The sequence below is a fragment of the Antricoccus suffuscus genome (assembly GCF_003003235.1).
Classification (GTDB): domain Bacteria; phylum Actinomycetota; class Actinomycetes; order Mycobacteriales; family Antricoccaceae; genus Antricoccus; species Antricoccus suffuscus.
The window spans coordinates 20,482-37,508 of record NZ_PVUE01000013.1; the positions used below are offsets into that span (position 1 = coordinate 20,482).

Annotated in this window: 15 protein-coding genes; 6 read left to right on the forward strand and 9 right to left on the reverse strand. The window is 61.8% G+C overall.

Translation table 11 applies throughout. From position 1 onward, the window contains the following. Positions 1-91: 91 nt before the first annotated feature. On the reverse strand, positions 92-805 hold the full coding sequence (locus CLV47_RS14575; RefSeq protein WP_146135395.1) for an IclR family transcriptional regulator: 714 nt from the start codon (positions 803-805) through the stop codon (positions 92-94). 425 nt (positions 806-1,230) lie between these two features. Between CLV47_RS14575 and CLV47_RS14580 the strand changes: the two genes are divergently transcribed. Both CLV47_RS14580 and CLV47_RS22615 read left to right on the forward strand, forming a co-directional pair. Beyond that, on the forward strand, positions 1,231-2,175 hold the full coding sequence (locus CLV47_RS14580) for a CaiB/BaiF CoA transferase family protein (protein WP_170111090.1): 945 nt from the start codon (positions 1,231-1,233) through the stop codon (positions 2,173-2,175). Next, complete coding sequence (locus CLV47_RS22615) at positions 2,165-2,503, forward strand: CoA transferase (RefSeq protein ID WP_272946799.1); 339 nt, start codon at positions 2,165-2,167, stop codon at positions 2,501-2,503. Before CLV47_RS14580 ends, CLV47_RS22615 begins: the two co-directional genes overlap by 11 nt. 118 nt (positions 2,504-2,621) lie before the next feature. Here CLV47_RS22615 and CLV47_RS14590 read toward each other — a convergent pair whose 3' ends face one another. The 5 genes from CLV47_RS14590 to CLV47_RS14610 are packed head-to-tail and all read right to left on the reverse strand — an operon-like array spanning position 2,622 to position 7,288. After that, on the reverse strand, positions 2,622-3,329 hold the full coding sequence (locus CLV47_RS14590) for an ABC transporter ATP-binding protein (RefSeq protein ID WP_106349800.1): 708 nt from the start codon (positions 3,327-3,329) through the stop codon (positions 2,622-2,624). After that, entirely contained in the window at positions 3,326-4,045 is a 720-nt protein-coding gene (locus CLV47_RS14595; RefSeq protein WP_170111092.1) for an ABC transporter ATP-binding protein, read from the reverse strand. Before CLV47_RS14595 ends, CLV47_RS14590 begins: the two co-directional genes overlap by 4 nt. Continuing rightward, positions 4,029-5,156 (reverse strand): branched-chain amino acid ABC transporter permease, encoded by a 1,128-nt coding sequence (locus tag CLV47_RS14600; RefSeq protein WP_106349801.1) that lies wholly within the window; start codon positions 5,154-5,156, stop codon positions 4,029-4,031. Before CLV47_RS14600 ends, CLV47_RS14595 begins: the two co-directional genes overlap by 17 nt. Further along, on the reverse strand, positions 5,153-6,034 hold the full coding sequence (locus tag CLV47_RS14605) for a branched-chain amino acid ABC transporter permease (RefSeq protein ID WP_106349802.1): 882 nt from the start codon (positions 6,032-6,034) through the stop codon (positions 5,153-5,155). The genes CLV47_RS14600 and CLV47_RS14605 overlap by 4 nt, the downstream gene beginning before the upstream one ends. 54 nt (positions 6,035-6,088) lie before the next feature. Further along, the gene (locus CLV47_RS14610; RefSeq protein WP_106349803.1) at positions 6,089-7,288 is read right to left on the reverse strand and encodes an ABC transporter substrate-binding protein; all 1,200 of its coding nucleotides are present in this window, start codon (positions 7,286-7,288) and stop codon (positions 6,089-6,091) included. Positions 7,289-7,521: 233 nt separating this feature from the next. Between CLV47_RS14610 and CLV47_RS14615 the strand changes: the two genes are divergently transcribed. Genes CLV47_RS14615 through CLV47_RS14625 form a run of 3 tightly spaced genes read left to right on the forward strand, consistent with a single transcriptional unit; the run spans position 7,522 to position 12,894 of the window. Continuing rightward, the gene (locus CLV47_RS14615; RefSeq protein WP_106349804.1) at positions 7,522-9,132 is read left to right on the forward strand and encodes an AMP-binding protein; all 1,611 of its coding nucleotides are present in this window, start codon (positions 7,522-7,524) and stop codon (positions 9,130-9,132) included. Further along, complete coding sequence (locus CLV47_RS14620) at positions 9,125-12,337, forward strand: acetyl-CoA carboxylase family protein (RefSeq protein WP_106349805.1); 3,213 nt, start codon at positions 9,125-9,127, stop codon at positions 12,335-12,337. The genes CLV47_RS14615 and CLV47_RS14620 overlap by 8 nt, the downstream gene beginning before the upstream one ends. Continuing rightward, positions 12,334-12,894, forward strand: a complete 561-nt coding sequence (locus tag CLV47_RS14625; RefSeq protein ID WP_106349806.1) for a TetR/AcrR family transcriptional regulator — start codon at positions 12,334-12,336, stop codon at positions 12,892-12,894. Before CLV47_RS14620 ends, CLV47_RS14625 begins: the two co-directional genes overlap by 4 nt. A 60-nt stretch (positions 12,895-12,954) precedes the next feature. Here the strand turns inward: CLV47_RS14625 and CLV47_RS14630 are convergent, their stop codons facing one another. Beyond that, positions 12,955-13,587: an NAD(P)-dependent oxidoreductase gene (locus CLV47_RS14630; RefSeq protein ID WP_106349807.1), complete on the reverse strand. Its 633-nt coding sequence runs from the start codon at positions 13,585-13,587 to the stop codon at positions 12,955-12,957. Between the two features lie 350 nt (positions 13,588-13,937). Further along, complete coding sequence (locus tag CLV47_RS14635) at positions 13,938-14,381, reverse strand: MarR family winged helix-turn-helix transcriptional regulator (RefSeq protein WP_106349808.1); 444 nt, start codon at positions 14,379-14,381, stop codon at positions 13,938-13,940. A gap of 394 nt (positions 14,382-14,775) precedes the next feature. Between CLV47_RS14635 and CLV47_RS14640 the strand changes: the two genes are divergently transcribed. Beyond that, positions 14,776-15,198 (forward strand): PAS domain S-box protein, encoded by a 423-nt coding sequence (locus tag CLV47_RS14640; RefSeq protein ID WP_106349877.1) that lies wholly within the window; start codon positions 14,776-14,778, stop codon positions 15,196-15,198. Between the two features lie 12 nt (positions 15,199-15,210). On the opposite strand, the gene CLV47_RS14645 is transcribed toward CLV47_RS14640, so the two are convergent. Continuing rightward, positions 15,211-16,995 carry an AMP-dependent synthetase/ligase gene (locus CLV47_RS14645; RefSeq protein ID WP_106349809.1) on the reverse strand — a complete coding sequence of 595 codons (1,785 nt, stop codon included), beginning with the start codon at positions 16,993-16,995 and terminating at the stop codon, positions 15,211-15,213. Positions 16,996-17,027 lie beyond the last annotated feature (32 nt).

The following is a 17,027-nucleotide window of genomic DNA, read 5'->3' on the forward strand; positions in this document are numbered from 1 at the left end:
CTTTCGGAGCAGCTGTACCCCAGCACTGGGGCTAAGGGTGTTGTGGTTCGCAGTTCAGCAGTGAGTCACGGAGCCGGCAGCGAAGTGTGGGTCAACGTGTGGATGTGGCCTTCTTGAGTGCTTCTAGGAGCTCGGCAAACTTGTTTTGGATACGTTCGAGCGGACCAGAGAAGCCAATCGCGGCGATAACGTCTCCGAGCGGTGAACGAATTGGCACCGCGATTCCTCCGACTTCGGCGCGATACTCACCGCTGTTTACGGCGTGCCCTTCATTCCGGATCTTCGCGAGTTCGTCGCGCAGCTCAGAGGGCTCGGTCATCGTGGTCGCGGTGAACTTTGTGAGGTCACCGTGGATGAGCCGGGTGATCTCCTCGGCCGGTCGGGCCGCGAGCAGCACTTTTCCGGTAGCCACGCAGTACGCCGGCGAGCGCCCCCCAAGCTTCGTGTAGCTACGAATAGGGTGCCAACCGTCGTGTTTCCCTATATATACGGAAAACCCTTGGTCATAAACCGCAAGATGGACGGTTTCACCGGTCTGGTCGCCGAGGCGATTTACCGTTTCCGCCCAAATTTCGCGCAGGTCTGTGGCTTCATGTGAACGAACGCCGATCCCCCACAAGCGCGTAGTGAGCCCGTACGTGTCATCGGATTGGCGGCGTTCGAGCCATCCCAGGAGGTCCATCGTGTGGACGATCCGGTAGGCCGTTTGCCGCGGTAGGCCAAGAGCATCGGCCAACTGCCGCAATGTGAGCCGCCCATCCGCGAGAACTTCAACCGCACCAAGCCCGTTGGACAGAGTATTCAAAAAGGCTGAGTCGTTGGCAATTATTGCTGCGTCGGCTCGGCAATACACTATTTGTATTCACCACCTCGAGTAATGTATGAACATACTGCGGGCGGCTAAACGCGAATGTCAAGAGATTCGACAAAATTCGCAATTATCAAGCTTCCGAATCCAAGCCCCATCTCACGCGGCTTCATCTTCGTCCTAACTTTCCTACCATAGCGGCGATCGCGTGCTGTTCGTCGATCCCCCATCTGAAGCCACTGACCCAATGGCAAAATGCGGCGTCTTCGCGAATGCGTCTTGACACCGCTCGAAAGACACGGCATATTACGACCGGACTAATCGTTAAACGCTTTGGGCAATACGCATATTGTATTGCCGCACGATGGTTGGGTGGCCTATTTAACGGGCGCCGAACAATCGATTCGGAAAAGAGGCTTCGAATGCTGCCCGATTTCTCGGCGCGCGCAACAGCTCAACAGAATCAGATCGAAGATCATCAGCCATTCGCGGGCATCCGCATCTTGGACTTCACTCGCTATTTCGCTGGACCGTTTGGCACATTTCAGGTCGGCATGCTCGGTGCCGACGTCGTCAAGATCGAGACAGCCGAGGGTGACGAAAGCAGATACTCGTACTCAGCTGCAAGCTCGGACGATCGCTGGGCCACCGCTGGTATTTCGCCAAGTTTCATGGCCCTGAACGTCAACAAAAGGAGCATCGCGTTGGACCTGAAGCAGCCAGGCGCGATGGAAGTAATCAAGCGGCTGGCTCGCGATGCAGATGTCGTGTGGGAAAACTTCCGACCCGGTGTTATGGATCGCCTCGGAATCGGCTACGACGCTCTCGCGCAGATCAACCCCCAGCTGATCTACTGCTCGGTCTCGGGTTTCGGCAACAACGGTCCGGAGCGGAACACGGCGAGCTTCGACGGGAAGATTCAAGCTATGTCCGGCATCATGAAAATTAATGGTGACCCTGGAGGCGGTCCGATGCGCGCCGGGATTGCCCTTGCCGACGCCACCGCGGGCCTCACCGCCGCCTTCGCCGTGGCCAGCGCCCTATATCAACGCACGGTCACTGGCCGCGGACAGTTTGTCGATGTCGCGATGTATGACTCGATGCTGAGCTTGATGGCTGATCAAGTCGCGAACTACACCGTGCTCGGCCAGCTAAGTCCCCAAGCCGGAAACCAAGCGGTGTCGGGCAAGCCGACTGGACACCGATTCCGGTGCGGAAACGGTTACGTCGTCTTGGCCGTCGTAACCGAGCGCCAGTTTGAGTCCTTGGTCCGGACACTGGGACGTCCCGAGATACTCGACGATCCGAGATTTGCGACATGGGGCCGCACGCGGCGAAAACCGCGAAGAACTCCGAGTGTTGATTGAGTCCGCGATGGAGACGGGCGATCCATACGACTGGGAGCAACGCTTCGGCGCGGAGGGTGTCCCGTGCGGTGCTGTGCGTTCACTCGCCGAGGCACTACAGCATCCCCAACTCGCCCACCGAAACCTGCTCCAGGACGTCGAGACTCCACTAGGAACGGTCCCATTAGCCGGAATCGGATTCGAGCTTGCGCACGGAAGCGCGGCCGTGACTCGGCCGGCACCTCTGGTAGGTCAGCACACCGAAGAAGTCCTCCTTGAGGCCGGATACAGCCGGGAGGCGATCGCCAACCTCCAATCTCAGAAGACAGTCACTCTCGCGACTATCTAAACCCCAACGCGCAGTGTAAACAGTACAAAATACGCCGTAGCGTCTCTGGAAGGTATGAGTGACGCGTACACCAGTTATCACGGTCCGAGCGCGATCATTGCGCTGAAGGCCCGCTGGTCTAGATTCCCAGGTAGGCGTGCACCACCCGGTCATCGGACAGCACCGCGTCCGGCGAACCACCAAGTGAAATCGCGCCTTCCTCGATAACGACGATTCGGCTAGCGCAGATCGACGGAATGGTGAGGTTCTGTTCGACGACCAAGATCGTGGTGGTCCTCGCGATTTCGTTAATCGTCTCGGCAAGTTGATCGATGATAATCGGCGCCAAACCCTGTGATGGCTCGTCCAGCATGAGTACCGAGGGCTCGGTGAGCATTGCGCGCGCGATCGCCAACATCTGACGTTCGCCACCTGACAGCGTGCCTGCCGCCTGGTTCCTCCGCTCTCCCAAGCGCGGGAACAAGTCGATGACAGCAGCAATCCTGTCCGTGGTGTCAGTCGCCGACTTCGCCCGGACACGAGCGCCAAGCTCAAGGTTCTCGAACACCGACATCGCCGGAAACGACTGCTGTCCCTCGGGGACGAGCACCAATCCTTGCTGCACTCGCCTATGGGCGCGGGTACGAGTGATATCGCGTCCTTCGAACCGGATCTGCCCTGATGTCGCCGGCTGTAGTCCGGCAAGTGTGCGCAACAAGGTCGACTTGCCGACGCCGTTCGTGCCGAGCACGGCTACTACCTCGCCTTGCTCGACCTCCAAGTCGATGCCGTGGATGATCGTCCGTTCGCCATAGCCCGCGACGAGTTGCTTCACAACCAGGCTCATTCGTGGCTCCCTAAATAGGCGGCAAGCACGCGTTGATCACGTTGTATCTCCTCAGGCGAGCCCTCTGCGATGACCATTCCACCCTCAAGCACGACAACGGAGTCGACGGTGTTCATCAAGAACCGCATGTTGTGGTCCACCAGCACAACGCCCGTACCGTCATCGCGAATACCGCGAATCAGGTTCGCGAGCATCGTCAGATCGTGACCGGTTAGCCCGGCTCCCGGTTCGTCGAGCAGGATGACTTTAGGTGCGGTAGACAGAGCGATGGCAACGCCCAATCTCCGCAACTCACCGAACGACAGGCTCCCTGCAACTTCGTGGGCTCGTCCGCCCAGGTCCACTCGATCGAGGATCTGATGTGGATCAACAGGCCTCTTCGAATTGAGTCCTCCGATCGAGACATTCTCAACGACGGAAAACTCGCGGAACACCGTGGAAGCTTGGAATGTTCGCGCTACCCCGGATCGCGCGGCCTTGCCGAGGGTCCAACTTCGGTGCACGCCATCGAAGCGTATTCGCCCGCTGGTTGGCTGGATCAAACCACTCAGTACATTGACGAGCGTTGTCTTCCCTGCCCCGTTGGGACCGATGAGTCCGAGTACGCTGCCGCGACGTACGGCGAGGTCGACATCCTTCAGCGCCACGATACCGCCAAAACGAGCAGTGATCTTCTCGGCGGCGAGGACAACAGTTTTGTCAATTGTCTCGGTCATTGCCATCCTTTGTTTGGCTCGTGTCCGCAGGCCGACGAAAACGCCGCACCGCCCATCGCCATCCTTGTTTGAAAAGGCCCCCGATCCCGCTAGGCATCAAAAGCATGACGAACAGCAGCAGTGCGCCGTACGCGAGTGTCGACAGGCTCTGCAGGCCGCGAAACATCTCGGGCAGCCCCGCTACGACGACCGCGCCGATGACCGGTCCGGCAATCGACCCGCTGCCACCGATCACTACCATGGCGAGTGGTCCGAAGGATGCGGTCGCAAAGGAGAAATTCTCCGGAAGCACATAACCGAGCCAGTGACCGTAAATAACACCGACCAGCGCCACGAGAACTGACGCCAGGACGAAAGCGATCCGTTTCCCTTTCGCAACGCCGATTCCGACGCTCGCGGCCAGGGTCTCATCTTCGCGAATGGCCAACCACGAGGCGCCAGTTTTCCGCCGTAGAATTACAGTGGTGGCCAGCAGCACGAGGGCCAACACGACTGTCCCGAGGACCAGGTAGCTCTGATCTTCATCGATTGTGAACGGCCACAGCCGAAACGGTTTCGCCGCTCCACCGAGCGCTATCGGTCCAGAGGTGGACACCCCGGCCGTGCCTCCAGTGACAGACGTCCACACCTCGGCGACCTCGTACGCGACGAGGGCGAGACCCGTGGTGAGTAGTGCAAAATACAGTCCACGGGCGCGAAAGATCACCATGCCCAACAACAGTGTGATGATCGCGGCGGCTGTTCCGGCGACCGCCAAGGACACCCAGCCGCTCCAGTCAAACCGACCGGTTCCGATGACGCCGATATAGGCCCCTAGTGCGAGAAAAGCGCCCTGCCCCAGCGCAAGTTGGCCCGCCAGTCCGAACACAATGTTCAAGCAGGCAGCCACCAGCGCCCACATCACGATGACCGTGATCAGATAAATCTCGTGACTTGACGACTGCGCTCCGACCGCGATCGTCAGAGCAGAGCACACGAGTGCAATCAGCAGACGCCACCGCATTCGCAGCCCAAAGTCATCCCAGATGAGACTTCGCCGAGCTGATGACCCTGTTCCCGCCGGGGACCCGTTCTCGCTAGCCACGCGACCTTCGCGCACGGTTTGTGTCATAACGTCACCTTCTGCACCCCACCCTGACGGATGGCCCCTTCAGGTCGGACCGACAAGAACACGACCAGTAGCGCGAATACCACGATGCCCTGCGCAACATGGGAGATATAGCTTCCCGCCAGCACCTCGATCGCCGCGATCAAGAAACCACCGAGGACGATCGACAACATGCGGCCTCCCCCGCCGACCACGACCAGGATCATGAACGCGACGAGCGTCGGGTGAAATCCCATCCGCGGCTCAATGGCGACCGTCGGTGCGAGCAGCGCACCAGCGATCCCGGCGAGCCCCGCTCCTAGCGCAAATGTGATGGTGCCGATGCCACCCACGTTGATTGCGGTCATCTCCGCGATCTCGCGGTTCTGCGCCAGAGCCCGTACCTGACGCCCGTACGACGTCCGATACACCAGCCATCCAGCGATCGCGGCCACGACCATCACCACGACGATAATCAGCAGTCGGTAGGTCGTGATCCTGATCCCGCCGATCTGAACCATTCCCTGCATCGGCGCCGGGACGGCGAGAACGTCTTTACCCCAGACCATCACGAGTAGTTCCTGGATCACGATGGACAACGCCAACGAACCCACTAGAACGGTGATGAGGGTGCGGCTGGCGAGCCGTCGAAAGACGCTAATCTCCAGCAGCGCACCGATGACTGCGACGCCGACGGCGCTCAACGCGACGCCGACGAAGAAGTTCATCCCGAGCCCGACGACCAAGGTGTATTGCAGGAAGGCGCCCAGCGCATACATTTCACCGTGGGCGAAGTTCGGTATGTGCAGAGCGGTGAAAACGAGGAACAGTCCGAGTGCGATGAGGACATAAGCCCCACCGAGGACGAGTCCGTTGACAATCTGTTGCAGGAGCAAGGACATCCCTGGGTCTCTCCTATCTACCTGATTCGAGTCTGGATCCGACTTCTCGGCGTCTTACTTGGTGTCTTTGACAACGACCCAACCCGTTCCCATCTGCCAGACAGCGGTTATGGCAGGCACGCTCACGCGGCGGTCCTTGAAGACAAGTCCCTTGGCTTGTGGGGTGAACTGGTTCAAGGTGGTCTTGTCGAGCTCGTCGGCCTTGAGGCCCGCAAGCGCCTTGGACAAGGACTCTTTATCTACCCCGTCGGACTTCTCGAGTGCCGCGATGACGGTCATCATGGCGTCGTAGGCGAAGGCGCTGTAGCCACCTGCCTTGTCACCCAGCGCCTTGTTCAGCGCGACGGCGGTCGGATTACCGTCCGCGACGAACGTGTCCAAGCTGTACGCCGGGGAGGACCGCGTCACGTTGGTCATGTAGTCCTCGCCGCCCATGATCTTCAATTGTTGGGCGTTGGTCAGCGTGGCGACCCACATGATCTCCATCGTGCCGCCCAATTGGCGCATCTGCTTCGTGATGAGCGCGGCTTCGGTCGGATTCGCCCGCAGGATGTACAGATCGGCCTTGGCACTGATAACTTCCGAGACCTGTGAATTGAAGTCGGTGTCACCCAACTTCTCGGCCTGGTCGGCGACAATCTCCCGGCCTGCGCCCTTGATCTGCTTGATCAGCTCGTCGTGCGACCCCATGAGCGCCGTGTGCGTCTGGTCGGTGATCACAGCGATCCGCTTCAGATCAGGATGCGCGTCGAGATAGTCCACAAGCCCCTTGTTCGCCGCATCTTGGTCCCCCGCCGTCTGGAAGACATTCGGGTTGGCGGTAGCGCCCTCGACGGTGGCGGAGTAGAGCAGCCAGGCTGCATCCGACTTCCCCATCGATGGCTGAACTGCCGAGGTCGATCCAGAGTTGAACGGGCCAAGAATGATTGAGTTTCCGTCGTCGAGTGCCTCGTGGCTGACCGCTACGGCTCCCTGCGCCTTGCCTTCGTCGTTGTAAACGCTCAGCTTCAGCTTTCGCTTCTTACCGGTTACCTCGACCCCGCCATCTTTGTTGACCTTATCGACAACGTGCTGGAACGTCGCCACGACTGTCTCGCCGTATACGGCCGACGGTCCGGTCATCGGCGCGATAGAAGCGATCTTGATTGGCCCATCGTCGTCACTGCCCGAACTTCCTGAGCAGCCCGTGAGGGCAAGAGCAAAGGCGCATGCGACAGCGATCAGCATTCCTGTGCGTGATCGAGATTTCGACATCGATCTTCCTTTCAAGAACCCGGCTAGGTGCGCCGCGCGCGCTCGTTTCGTGTCCGGGGTTGCGATCAATGTAGAGCAAACCTTACAGTGGAGTAAAGTCCGGAATGAGAAACTTTCCAACAATCATTTATCGTTATGATGCGCTTGAACCGCACAGCCCATGGTGCGCGCGCAGACTGCACGTCGTCACCGGCGTACGCCGTTACCCATCTATGTAAGGGATCTATAGCTCAATGTGTGAGTTGCCACCGATTTCTAAGCGAACCCTCAGCAGTGCATTCGACAAGGCCCTGAAGACGTGCCCGGACAATATTGCGCACGTCGCGGGTGGTGACGCATGGACGTTTGCGCAAAGCTACGAGCATGCAATGCGGATCGCCGGCGGGCTCCATCAGCTCGGCGCGCAACGTCAGCAGACGATCGCCCTCATGCTGGACAACTCAATGGACGCCATGCACGTGTGGACCGGCATCACCCTCGGCGGCGCTATCGAGGTGCCCATCAACACGGCGCACAAAGGCCATTTCCTGAGCCACGTGCTGAACGATGCACAGACCTCGATTGCGATCGTGGAAGACACGTATGCCGAACGCGTCGAACGAGTCGCCGAAGAGCTGACAAATCTTCGCACGTTGGTCGTGCGCGGTGACATCTCCGCGGCAGATCGGCTGCGCGAACGCTTCAGAGTCATCGGTCTCGATGAGGTCGTCAGCGCCGACCCGCTGGAATCTCGGCCGAACCGGCATGATGACCTCATCGCGTACATGTACACCTCGGGCACGACCGGGATGTCCAAAGGCGTCGAGATCTCCCATGTGCACGCCTATACCTACTCATCACGAGAAGATGGGCCGCGGGGACCGAGCCCGTCTGATCGGGTCCTCGTGACCCTTCCGATGTTTCATCTCGCTGGACAGTGGGTCGGGTGCTATCAGTCGTTGATCCACCAAAACACCTGCGTCATCGAGCCGGGCTTCTCGGCGAGCAAATTCTGGTCCGTCGTACGCGAAAACAAGATCACCTACACCACGCTGCTCGGCGCCATGGCGGAGATATTGCAGCAGCAACCCCCGCAGGCCGACGACGCGGACAATCCCCTGAAGTACGCCACGATGCACCCGCTCGCGTCCGACGTCTTGGGGTTTGCCGAGCGGTTCGGCATCGAGATCGGCACGGGCTATGGGATGAGCGAGATCGGCGGGGTGATGACCGGTTCGTGGGAGTCCCTGCAGCCGGGCGAGGCCGGGCGGGCCCGTGACGGGTATCAACTGAGGGTCGTCGACCCCGCTGGCGCCGACGTACAGCCAGACGAGGTCGGCGAACTGTGGGTGAAGCCCGACGACCCGCTGATGGTCATGAACGGATATCACAACCTCCCGGACAAGACCGCTGACACGATCGTGGATGGATGGGTCCACACCGGTGACGCCTTCAAGACCGACGACGACGGACACTTCTACTTCGTCGACCGGATGAAAGACGCGCTGCGCCGGCGGGGCGAGAACATTTCCAGTTTCGAGGTCGAGAAGGTCATCAACGAATACCCGCAGGTGTATGAGAGCGCGGTCGTCGCCGTACCGTCGGACCTCACCGAGGATGACATCAAGGCCGTCATCGTCACCCGAGAAGGACAGTCAATCGATCCGGTCGAGCTCATTGAGTTCCTCGTCGATCGGATGCCGTACTTCATGGTGCCGAGATATCTGCAATTTGCCTCGTCCCTGCCGCGTACGCCGACACAGAAGGTCCAGAAGCACCTCCTCAGGGACGCCGACGCCAATCAGGACGTGTGGGACCGGGAAGCGGCCGGCATCACGATCACGCGGGAGGGTCGTCGTGCATAAGCTCCTGATTGCCAATCGCGGCGAGATCGCCGTCCGCGTCATCGAATCGGCCGCCGCGATGGGAATCGCCACGGTCGCGATCGCACCCGAGGATGATGCCAGTTGCCTTCACGCTGACCGTGGCGACGAGTTCGTGCAGCTCCGAGGGTCCGGCGCATCGGCGTACCTGGATATCGAGGCAATCACGCGGGTGGCTGTTGAGATGTCCTGCGATGCAGTGCATCCGGGGTATGGATTTCTGTCCGAGAACCCCGACTTCGTGCGAAGCCTGGACCGCGCCGGGATCGGGTTTGTCGGCCCGTCGGTCGACGCCCTCGAACGGTTCGGCGACAAGTCGAGCGCCCTCGCGGTGGCGCGCGAGCTCGGCGTACCGGTCCTCGCCGGTACGACGGGCGCCACCACACTAAGCGAGGCCGAGGACTTCATCCGCCGGCTTGGACCCGACGCCACCGTCATGGTCAAAGCCTTGGCTGGCGGTGGCGGCCGAGGAATGGCGCCGGTCCTGCAACCGGGCGACCTCGAGGGCACGTACGCCCGGTGCTCCGCCGAGGCCACCATGGCCTTTGGGCGCGCCGATCTGTACGTCGAGCAGCTCCTCAACCGTGCCCGTCATATCGAGGTCCAAGTGCTCGCCGACGGCCAGGGCGGCGTCGTCGTGCTGGGCGACCGTGACTGCAGTGTCCAGCGCCGGCGCCAGAAACTCATTGAGGTCGCGCCTGCCGTCTGGACAAGTGCCGCTACGCGCGGGCGCCTGCACGAGGCGGCGATCCGCATGATCGGCTCGGGCAATTACTCCGGGCTCGCGACCGTGGAGTTCCTCGTGCAGGACGATGACTATTTCTTCCTCGAGGTGAACCCGCGGATACAGGTCGAGCACACCGTCACCGAAGCAACCACCGGGCTGGACCTGGTACAGGCGGCGCTGCGGATCTCAGACGGCGAATCCCTCGCGTCCCTCGGTCTAGACGAGACACCGCCTGCAACGGGGGTGGCGATTCAGGCCCGAGTGAACGCCGAAGTCCTGCGTCCCGATGGCACCGTGCATGCCGGCACCGGCCAGCTGACGACGTTTCAGCCGCCGCTCGGTCGCAACGTCCGCGTCGATACGCATGGCCAACCCGGATCCGTGGTTAGTCCGCGATACGACTCACTGCTCGCGAAGGTGATCGTCACCGAACGCGACATCGCTGCAGCCCGCGACAAACTCGCCCGCGCGCTTGCCGATTTCAAGATCCGCGGCGTACCGGCAAACCTTCCGGTGTTGCAGGCGCTGCTCGCCGGCGAGCAGTTCGTCACCGGCCAGATCACCACGTCCTACGTCGACGACCAACTCAAGGAAATCCTCGAGGGACTCCCGCCGAGCCAGTCCGAACCGGACGAGCGCGGGCAAAGTGCTGCCCCGGCAGCCGAGTTCACGGTGGACGTCCCACCGGACGCCTTCGGGCCTGGATCGCACCTGCAGGGCGTTATCGTCGAGATACCGGTCCGCGAGGGCGACGACGTCGGCGTCGGCACCGAGCTGTGCATCCTGGAAGCAATGAAGATGCAGCACGTGATTACCGCCGACCGAGGTGGCGTCGTCACCGCGATCACCCGCGAGATCGGCGATCTCATCGATATCGACGACGTCGTGGTGTGGCTGCTTCCCGGCACCGACGAGATCGGCGCACAGAGTGTGGCTGCCGAGATTGACCTCGAGACGATCCGGCCGGATCTCGCCGAGTCGATCGAGCGTCACCGGATCGGGCTCGACGAGGGACGACCGACCGTCGTCGACTCTCGACACCGGCAAGGGCGACGTACCGCCCGCGAAAACATCGACGCCCTAGTCGATCCCGGATCGTTTGTGGAATACGGGTCATTGGCAATCGCCGCGCAACGCCGCCGGCGTACCGAACAGGACTTGATCGAACGGACCCCCGCGGACGGCATCGTGCTAGGCACCGCCATGGTCAGCGGTACTCCGATCGCCGTCTTTGCCTACGACTACACCGTGCTTGCCGGGACGCAGGGTTACACGAACCACCGCAAGATGGACCGGCTGTTCAGGGTCGCAGACCAGCTCAAGCTGCCGATCGTCATCTTCGCCGAAGGCGGTGGCGGACGACCCGGGGACACCGACAAACCGAACGGGCCGGGCTTGATCGGCGAGACGTTTCTGCTGCTCGCCGCGATGGTCGGCAAAGTCCCCATCGTGGGCGTCGTCGCCGGCTACAGCTTCGCCGGCAATGCCGCGCTCGTCGGCTCCTGCGACGTTGTGATCGCCACGAAGGACAGCAGCATCGGCATGGGCGGTCCGGCGATGATCGAGGGCGGCGGGCTCGGCGTACACGATCCCCGCGACATCGGGCCGATGCGGGTGCAATACCCCAACGGTGTGGTCGACATCGTCGTCGACGACGAAGTGCAGGCCGTACGACGCTGCCGTCAAGTGCTGCAGCATCTGACCTCATCGCGGCTGGATGAGGCGTCCGGCGAATCGCCGGCCGATCAGCGAACACTGCGGCATTTTGTGCCCGAGAACCGCTTACGTAGCTACGACATGCGTCCGATAATCGACACGCTGGTCGATCCGGGTTCGCTGATCGAGCTGCGGCAAGGGTTCGGGGTAGGGATGATTACCTCGCTGGCTCGGGTAGACGGCACGACCATCGGGATCCTCGCGAACAATCCGCACCATCTTGGCGGTGCGATTGACGCGCAGGGGGCGGACAAGGCGACTCGTTTTCTCACCATGTGCCAAGACATGAAGATCCCGCTGCTGAGTTTGTGTGACACGCCAGGGTTCATGGTCGGGCCCGACTCGGAGCGTGACGCGACGGTCCGGCGGTTCGGGGCGTTCTTTGTCGCGGGCGCGCGGCTGACCACGCCTAAGATCATGGTCGTGACACGTAAGGGATATGGATTAGGCGCGATGGCGATGGCTGGCGGCAGTCTTCTGACGCCGCTGTTCACGGTCGCGTGGCCGACAGGAGAATTTGGCGGGATGGGACTGGAGGGCGCCGTACGCCTCGGGTTCCGAAAGGAGCTGGAAGCGATCACCGATCCACAGCGGCAGGCACAACGCTACAACGAACTACTCGAGGACATGTATCAGACCGGCAAAGCGACGAACATCGCCGCTGTCTATGAGATCGATGACGTGATCGATCCGGCCGACACCAGGGCGTTGATATCTCAGTCGTTGAAGATCGCCCTCAAATGAAGGACCGGCGACGGTCGATCGCGGAGGCCGCGGAACAGGTGTTCGCCGTACTGGGGTATGCGCAGACCAGTATCGGCGCGATCGCCGAGGCCTCGGGCGTGACTCGCCCGACTGTCTATTCCTACTTCGACTCCAAGTACGAAATCTTCAGGACCGTCGCCGAGTCCGTGCGGGACGAAGTCCTTGCCACACAAGAGAACGCAGGCGATGATCCCCGCACCATCCTGCAGCGCACAACTAGTGAGTATCTCAATCAGTGGGTTCGTCATTACGGCGTACTCACCGTCATCGCGCACGAAGCGCTCAGCGACCCACAGTTCGCGAAACTCCTCGACGACGTACTCGGCCGGCCCGGCAACCGCCATAGGAAATTCATCGAGCGTCTGGCCGCCGAGGGGCGAGCGAGCCCGCGGTTGTCGGCGCAGGAGATCGTTCACTTGCACGTAGGCGCCACAATGCGCATGGCTCAAGTGGTAGTGCGTAACCCCAACCGCGAGAAGGAATGCGCCAAGACCCTATTCAATGCGCTGCTGATCATGATCAACCTGCACGACTGACGAGTCGACTCAAATCGGGTTTCTTACAGCTCGGGTGCTTTGGGTCTTTGCATCGGCGACCTATTTGGTGTCGGTAACGACGACCGTCTGACCGATGAAGGTTCCTTCCACCGCGGCGCGCAGGAGGAAATCGGCGACGTTTGCGCGAGATGTGGTGGGGTAAATCGGCAACTTTGTCACCTTCTCGAGCGCAACCGCGGCGTAACGGCCGCTGTCTCGGTTGTTCAACGCCCCGGGGTATTCGAGCGTCCATTTCAGATCGCTGGCCTTCAAGAGCACTTCGGACGCGGCCTTGTCTGCGTAGACCTTCCGAAGCAGGGTGCGAAATATGGGGCTCACGAGGAATGAGGCTTTGGCGAGGGAGTCGCCGACTCCGAACGCAGACAGGACAACGAAACGGTCAACACCTGACGTCTTCGCCGATGCGATGACTGCACGAACGGTGTCGGTGATCAGCGTGGGCGTTTCGCGGGCACTTTTCACCCCAAGCGTGCTGATGATCGCGTCGTGTCCGCGGGCTGCGTCCGCGATCACGGCGGCGTCGGTGACATCGCCGCTGACGATTTGAGCGCGCGGATCGACGGTGGCGTCGGCCCTTCGAACGAGCGCGGTGACCTGGTGTCCCTGGTCGAGTGCTTTTTGGATGAGGAGTATGCCGGTGCGGCCGGTGGCTCCGAGGACAAGAAACTTCATGATCTTTCGCCTTCTATCGAGGGATGAATGGGGGTGTTGGTGTCGCGACCGTGGGCACGGTGCCCGACTAGTGGCGCGACTCGGTGAGGCCGTTAGGAGCGGCGTACGCGCGGCGGTGCATCGGGATTGAGTACCAGGCGCGTGTGGCGAGCCGACTATCAGGCTTCGAACTTGTGGTAGCGCGACTCCTCCCGCGGCACTCGCCCGCCTCGGAAGTTCTCCGGGACCATTGCTTGAATATTAGTCAATAATGTTGACTATGTCAATTCGGCCGTCGCGTGCTGACGAACGCCGAATTCGAAGGCACCACCAAACGGGACTCAGGGGGCGCGCGACTCGGCGCGACCGGTCTATCGACCGTAGGGATCGGTGATCTCGCGGAGCTGATCCAGGATCTGGTGCAATAATGTGAAGTTGCGGGTGCCCAGATAGGCCTCCCATTCCACGAGGATCTCGTCGAGAGTCGCCTTGGCCACCTTGACCGCCCGCAGACCACGTTTTTCGAACACGATCAGCCGGGCGCGGCCATCCATTGGATCGGCGACCCGACGGACGTAACGCAGACGCTGCAGTTGATCGACGAGTACGCCGGCGCTCTGCTTACTCATTTGTGCCTGGTCAGCGAGGTCTGTGAGGCGCGATCCGTCGGGGGCGATGCGCTGGAACACCCGACACTGAGCAAGGGTCCAGTCGTCGAACCCGGCATCCTGGAGGGCCCGAAAAATTCGGTCCTCGGTGTATCGGTACGGGATGAACAACGCCACCCCTAGATCGATCCGATGCTCGTCGTCCATGCCGCTCTCAGCTCCATTCGCCCACCCGATCCCACAAGACTTACACGCTACGTCGGTGCTGCCGAGCCAATCCGCTGCCGACCCGGGCGCAGACTGACACACAGTTTCCGCTGCTCGGCGCGTTCCGCTCGCACCGTCGCCCTTAAACGGCTTGGCCCGCTTGCTGCTACTTCGGTGCAATCGCATTTCTACAGTACTAAACATATTTGACTAATTGGAACAATGAGCGGACGCGCAGTCCTGCTAGGACCGGTCGAGGACTACGTGCATGGTCAGGCTGACTCCCCGCGCCTGACACTCGCCCTCTCGTCGGCCCGTTCGCGTAGATATCATCGGCGTGAGCCGCAAAGTGGAAGCCGATGCTGATCTGTTAACGGAAGACGAAGGAGCGCAGATGACCGACGCTAACGAGTTACCGGCGATCGAGATCCTTGCCGCGATCGCCGACGCGGTCATTTATGCCGATCGGGACGGCACCATCCGCCTGTGGAACGAGGGTGCGACGGCGGTCTTCGGCTTCTCCGGTGAGGACGCGATCGGCCAGAACTTGGACCTGATCATTCCCGAGAAGCTGCGCCCGGCGCACTGGAAGGGGTTCAACGCCGCGATCGAGCGTGGCGCGACCACCGGCGGACGACGCGCCCGGTTGACCCGCGGACTGCACAAAGAACCCGACCGCCCCTTGTACGTCGAGATGTCGTTTGCCGTCGTGACCGGATCCGACGGCTCGACCGCCGGGTCGGTGGCGATCGCCCGCGACATCACCGAGCGCCACCTCAAAGCCCGCGAAGAACGCAAACGCGCCGCCCAGGCCTGAGCCTGAGCCAACCTACCGACCCGCGGCGTACATCGCCTCGATCTGGTCGGCGTACTTCTGCGAGATCGGGCGGCGGCGCAGCTTCATCGTCGGGGTCAGCTCGTCACCGGAGGGCTCCCACTCGTGCGGCAACACCGTGTACTTCTTGATCTGCTCCACGCGAGCTAGCCGCTCGTTCGCGTCGTGTACCGCCGTATCGATCGCGGCCAGCAGCCGTTCGTCCTTGGCGAGCTCCTCCGGGGTGGAGGCGTCGATCCCCTCCGCGGTCGCCCACACCGGCAGGGACTCCGGATCGAGCACGATCAACGCGGTGTTGTACGGCCGGTTGTCACCAATCGCGACGGCCTGACCGATCAGCGGTGACGCGGCCTTGAGCCGGGACTCGATCAATGCCGGGGACATGTTCTTGCCCATCGCGTTGATGATGAGCTCCTTCTTGCGGTCGACGATCGTGATGTACCCGTCGTCGTCGATCGTCGCTATATCCCCAGTGTGCAGCCAACCGTCCACGAGCGTGTCGCGGTTCTGTTCGGGTCGGTTGCGGTAGCCGAGCATGATCGCGTCGCCACGCACCAGCAGTTCACCGTCCTCTCCGAGCTTGGCCTCGATACCGTTAGGCGCCGTACCGACCGTCCCGACGCGGATATCCTCCGGCGGGTTCGATGCACCGACGCCAGCTGTTTCACTCATCCCCCAGATCTCGCCGAGTGGTACGCCGATCGCGAGGAAGAATTCGATCACCTCGGGCGGCACGGGCGAGGCTCCGACGTTCGCTACCTCGACCGCGTCCAGCCCGATGCGCGCACGCAGGCCGGCGAACAGCGCGGCGTCGGCCTTCTCGACCGCTGCCGCGAGCCCGGCTGGCACCGGTTGCTTGGCTTGCTCGAGCCTGACCTTCTGGATGCCGGCCTGCACCGCGGCACGGGCCTGCTCACCCTGCTCGCCCGGGATCGCGGCCAGTGCCGCCTCGAGAGCGGACTTCATCTTCTCCCACACACGCGGTACGGCGAAGAACCACGTCGGGCGCACTAGCGGCAGGTATTCGCCGACCAGCCGCGGATCCGGGCAGGTGGTCACTTCCGAGCCGAACTTCAGTGGCAGATAGTGATGCGCCATCCGCTCGGCGACATGCGCCGCCGGAAGCCAGCTGATCAGCCGGGACGGGTCCGGGAATACGGTGCGGCCCTCGGTCGCGCGGAACGCCGCAGTCACGTTCCCGTGCGTGAGCTGCACGCCCTTGGGATCGCCGGTCGTACCCGAGGTATAGATGAGGGTGAGGACGGTGCCTACATCCAGGGCCGCGACGGACGCGTCGAGATCAAAGTCGCTATGGCGCCCCCGCTCACGTACCTCGTCGAGGCTCAGTACGCCGTCGGGCGCCTCGCCATCGATCACGATCACGTGCTGGATCGACGGAACGTTCGCGCGGACCTGCTGGATGACCGGCAAAAAAGCCTGTTCGGTGAACACGACTTTGACCTCAGCGTCGTTCATGACGTACTCGATCTGCTCTGGCGCGAGCGTGACGTAGATCGAGGTCGTCGCGGCCCCGAGCATCACTCCGGCGAGGTCACATAGGTGAAACTCGGGCCGATTGAGCAGCATCAGCGCGACGACGTCACCGGGTGCCACGCCGAGTTCATGAAGTCCCTTGGCGAGTACGTCGACCTCCTGGCGCAGTTCGCCCCAGGTGTAGGCGAGTCCTTCCTGACCGTCGCGGGGCAATGAGCGAAACGCGACCTGGTCGAGGCGCTGCGCGGCGGTGGCACGGAACAGGTCGGCAATGGTGTCGGGCATGGCGGGCTCCCCCTGGGCTCGGCGACTAGTGC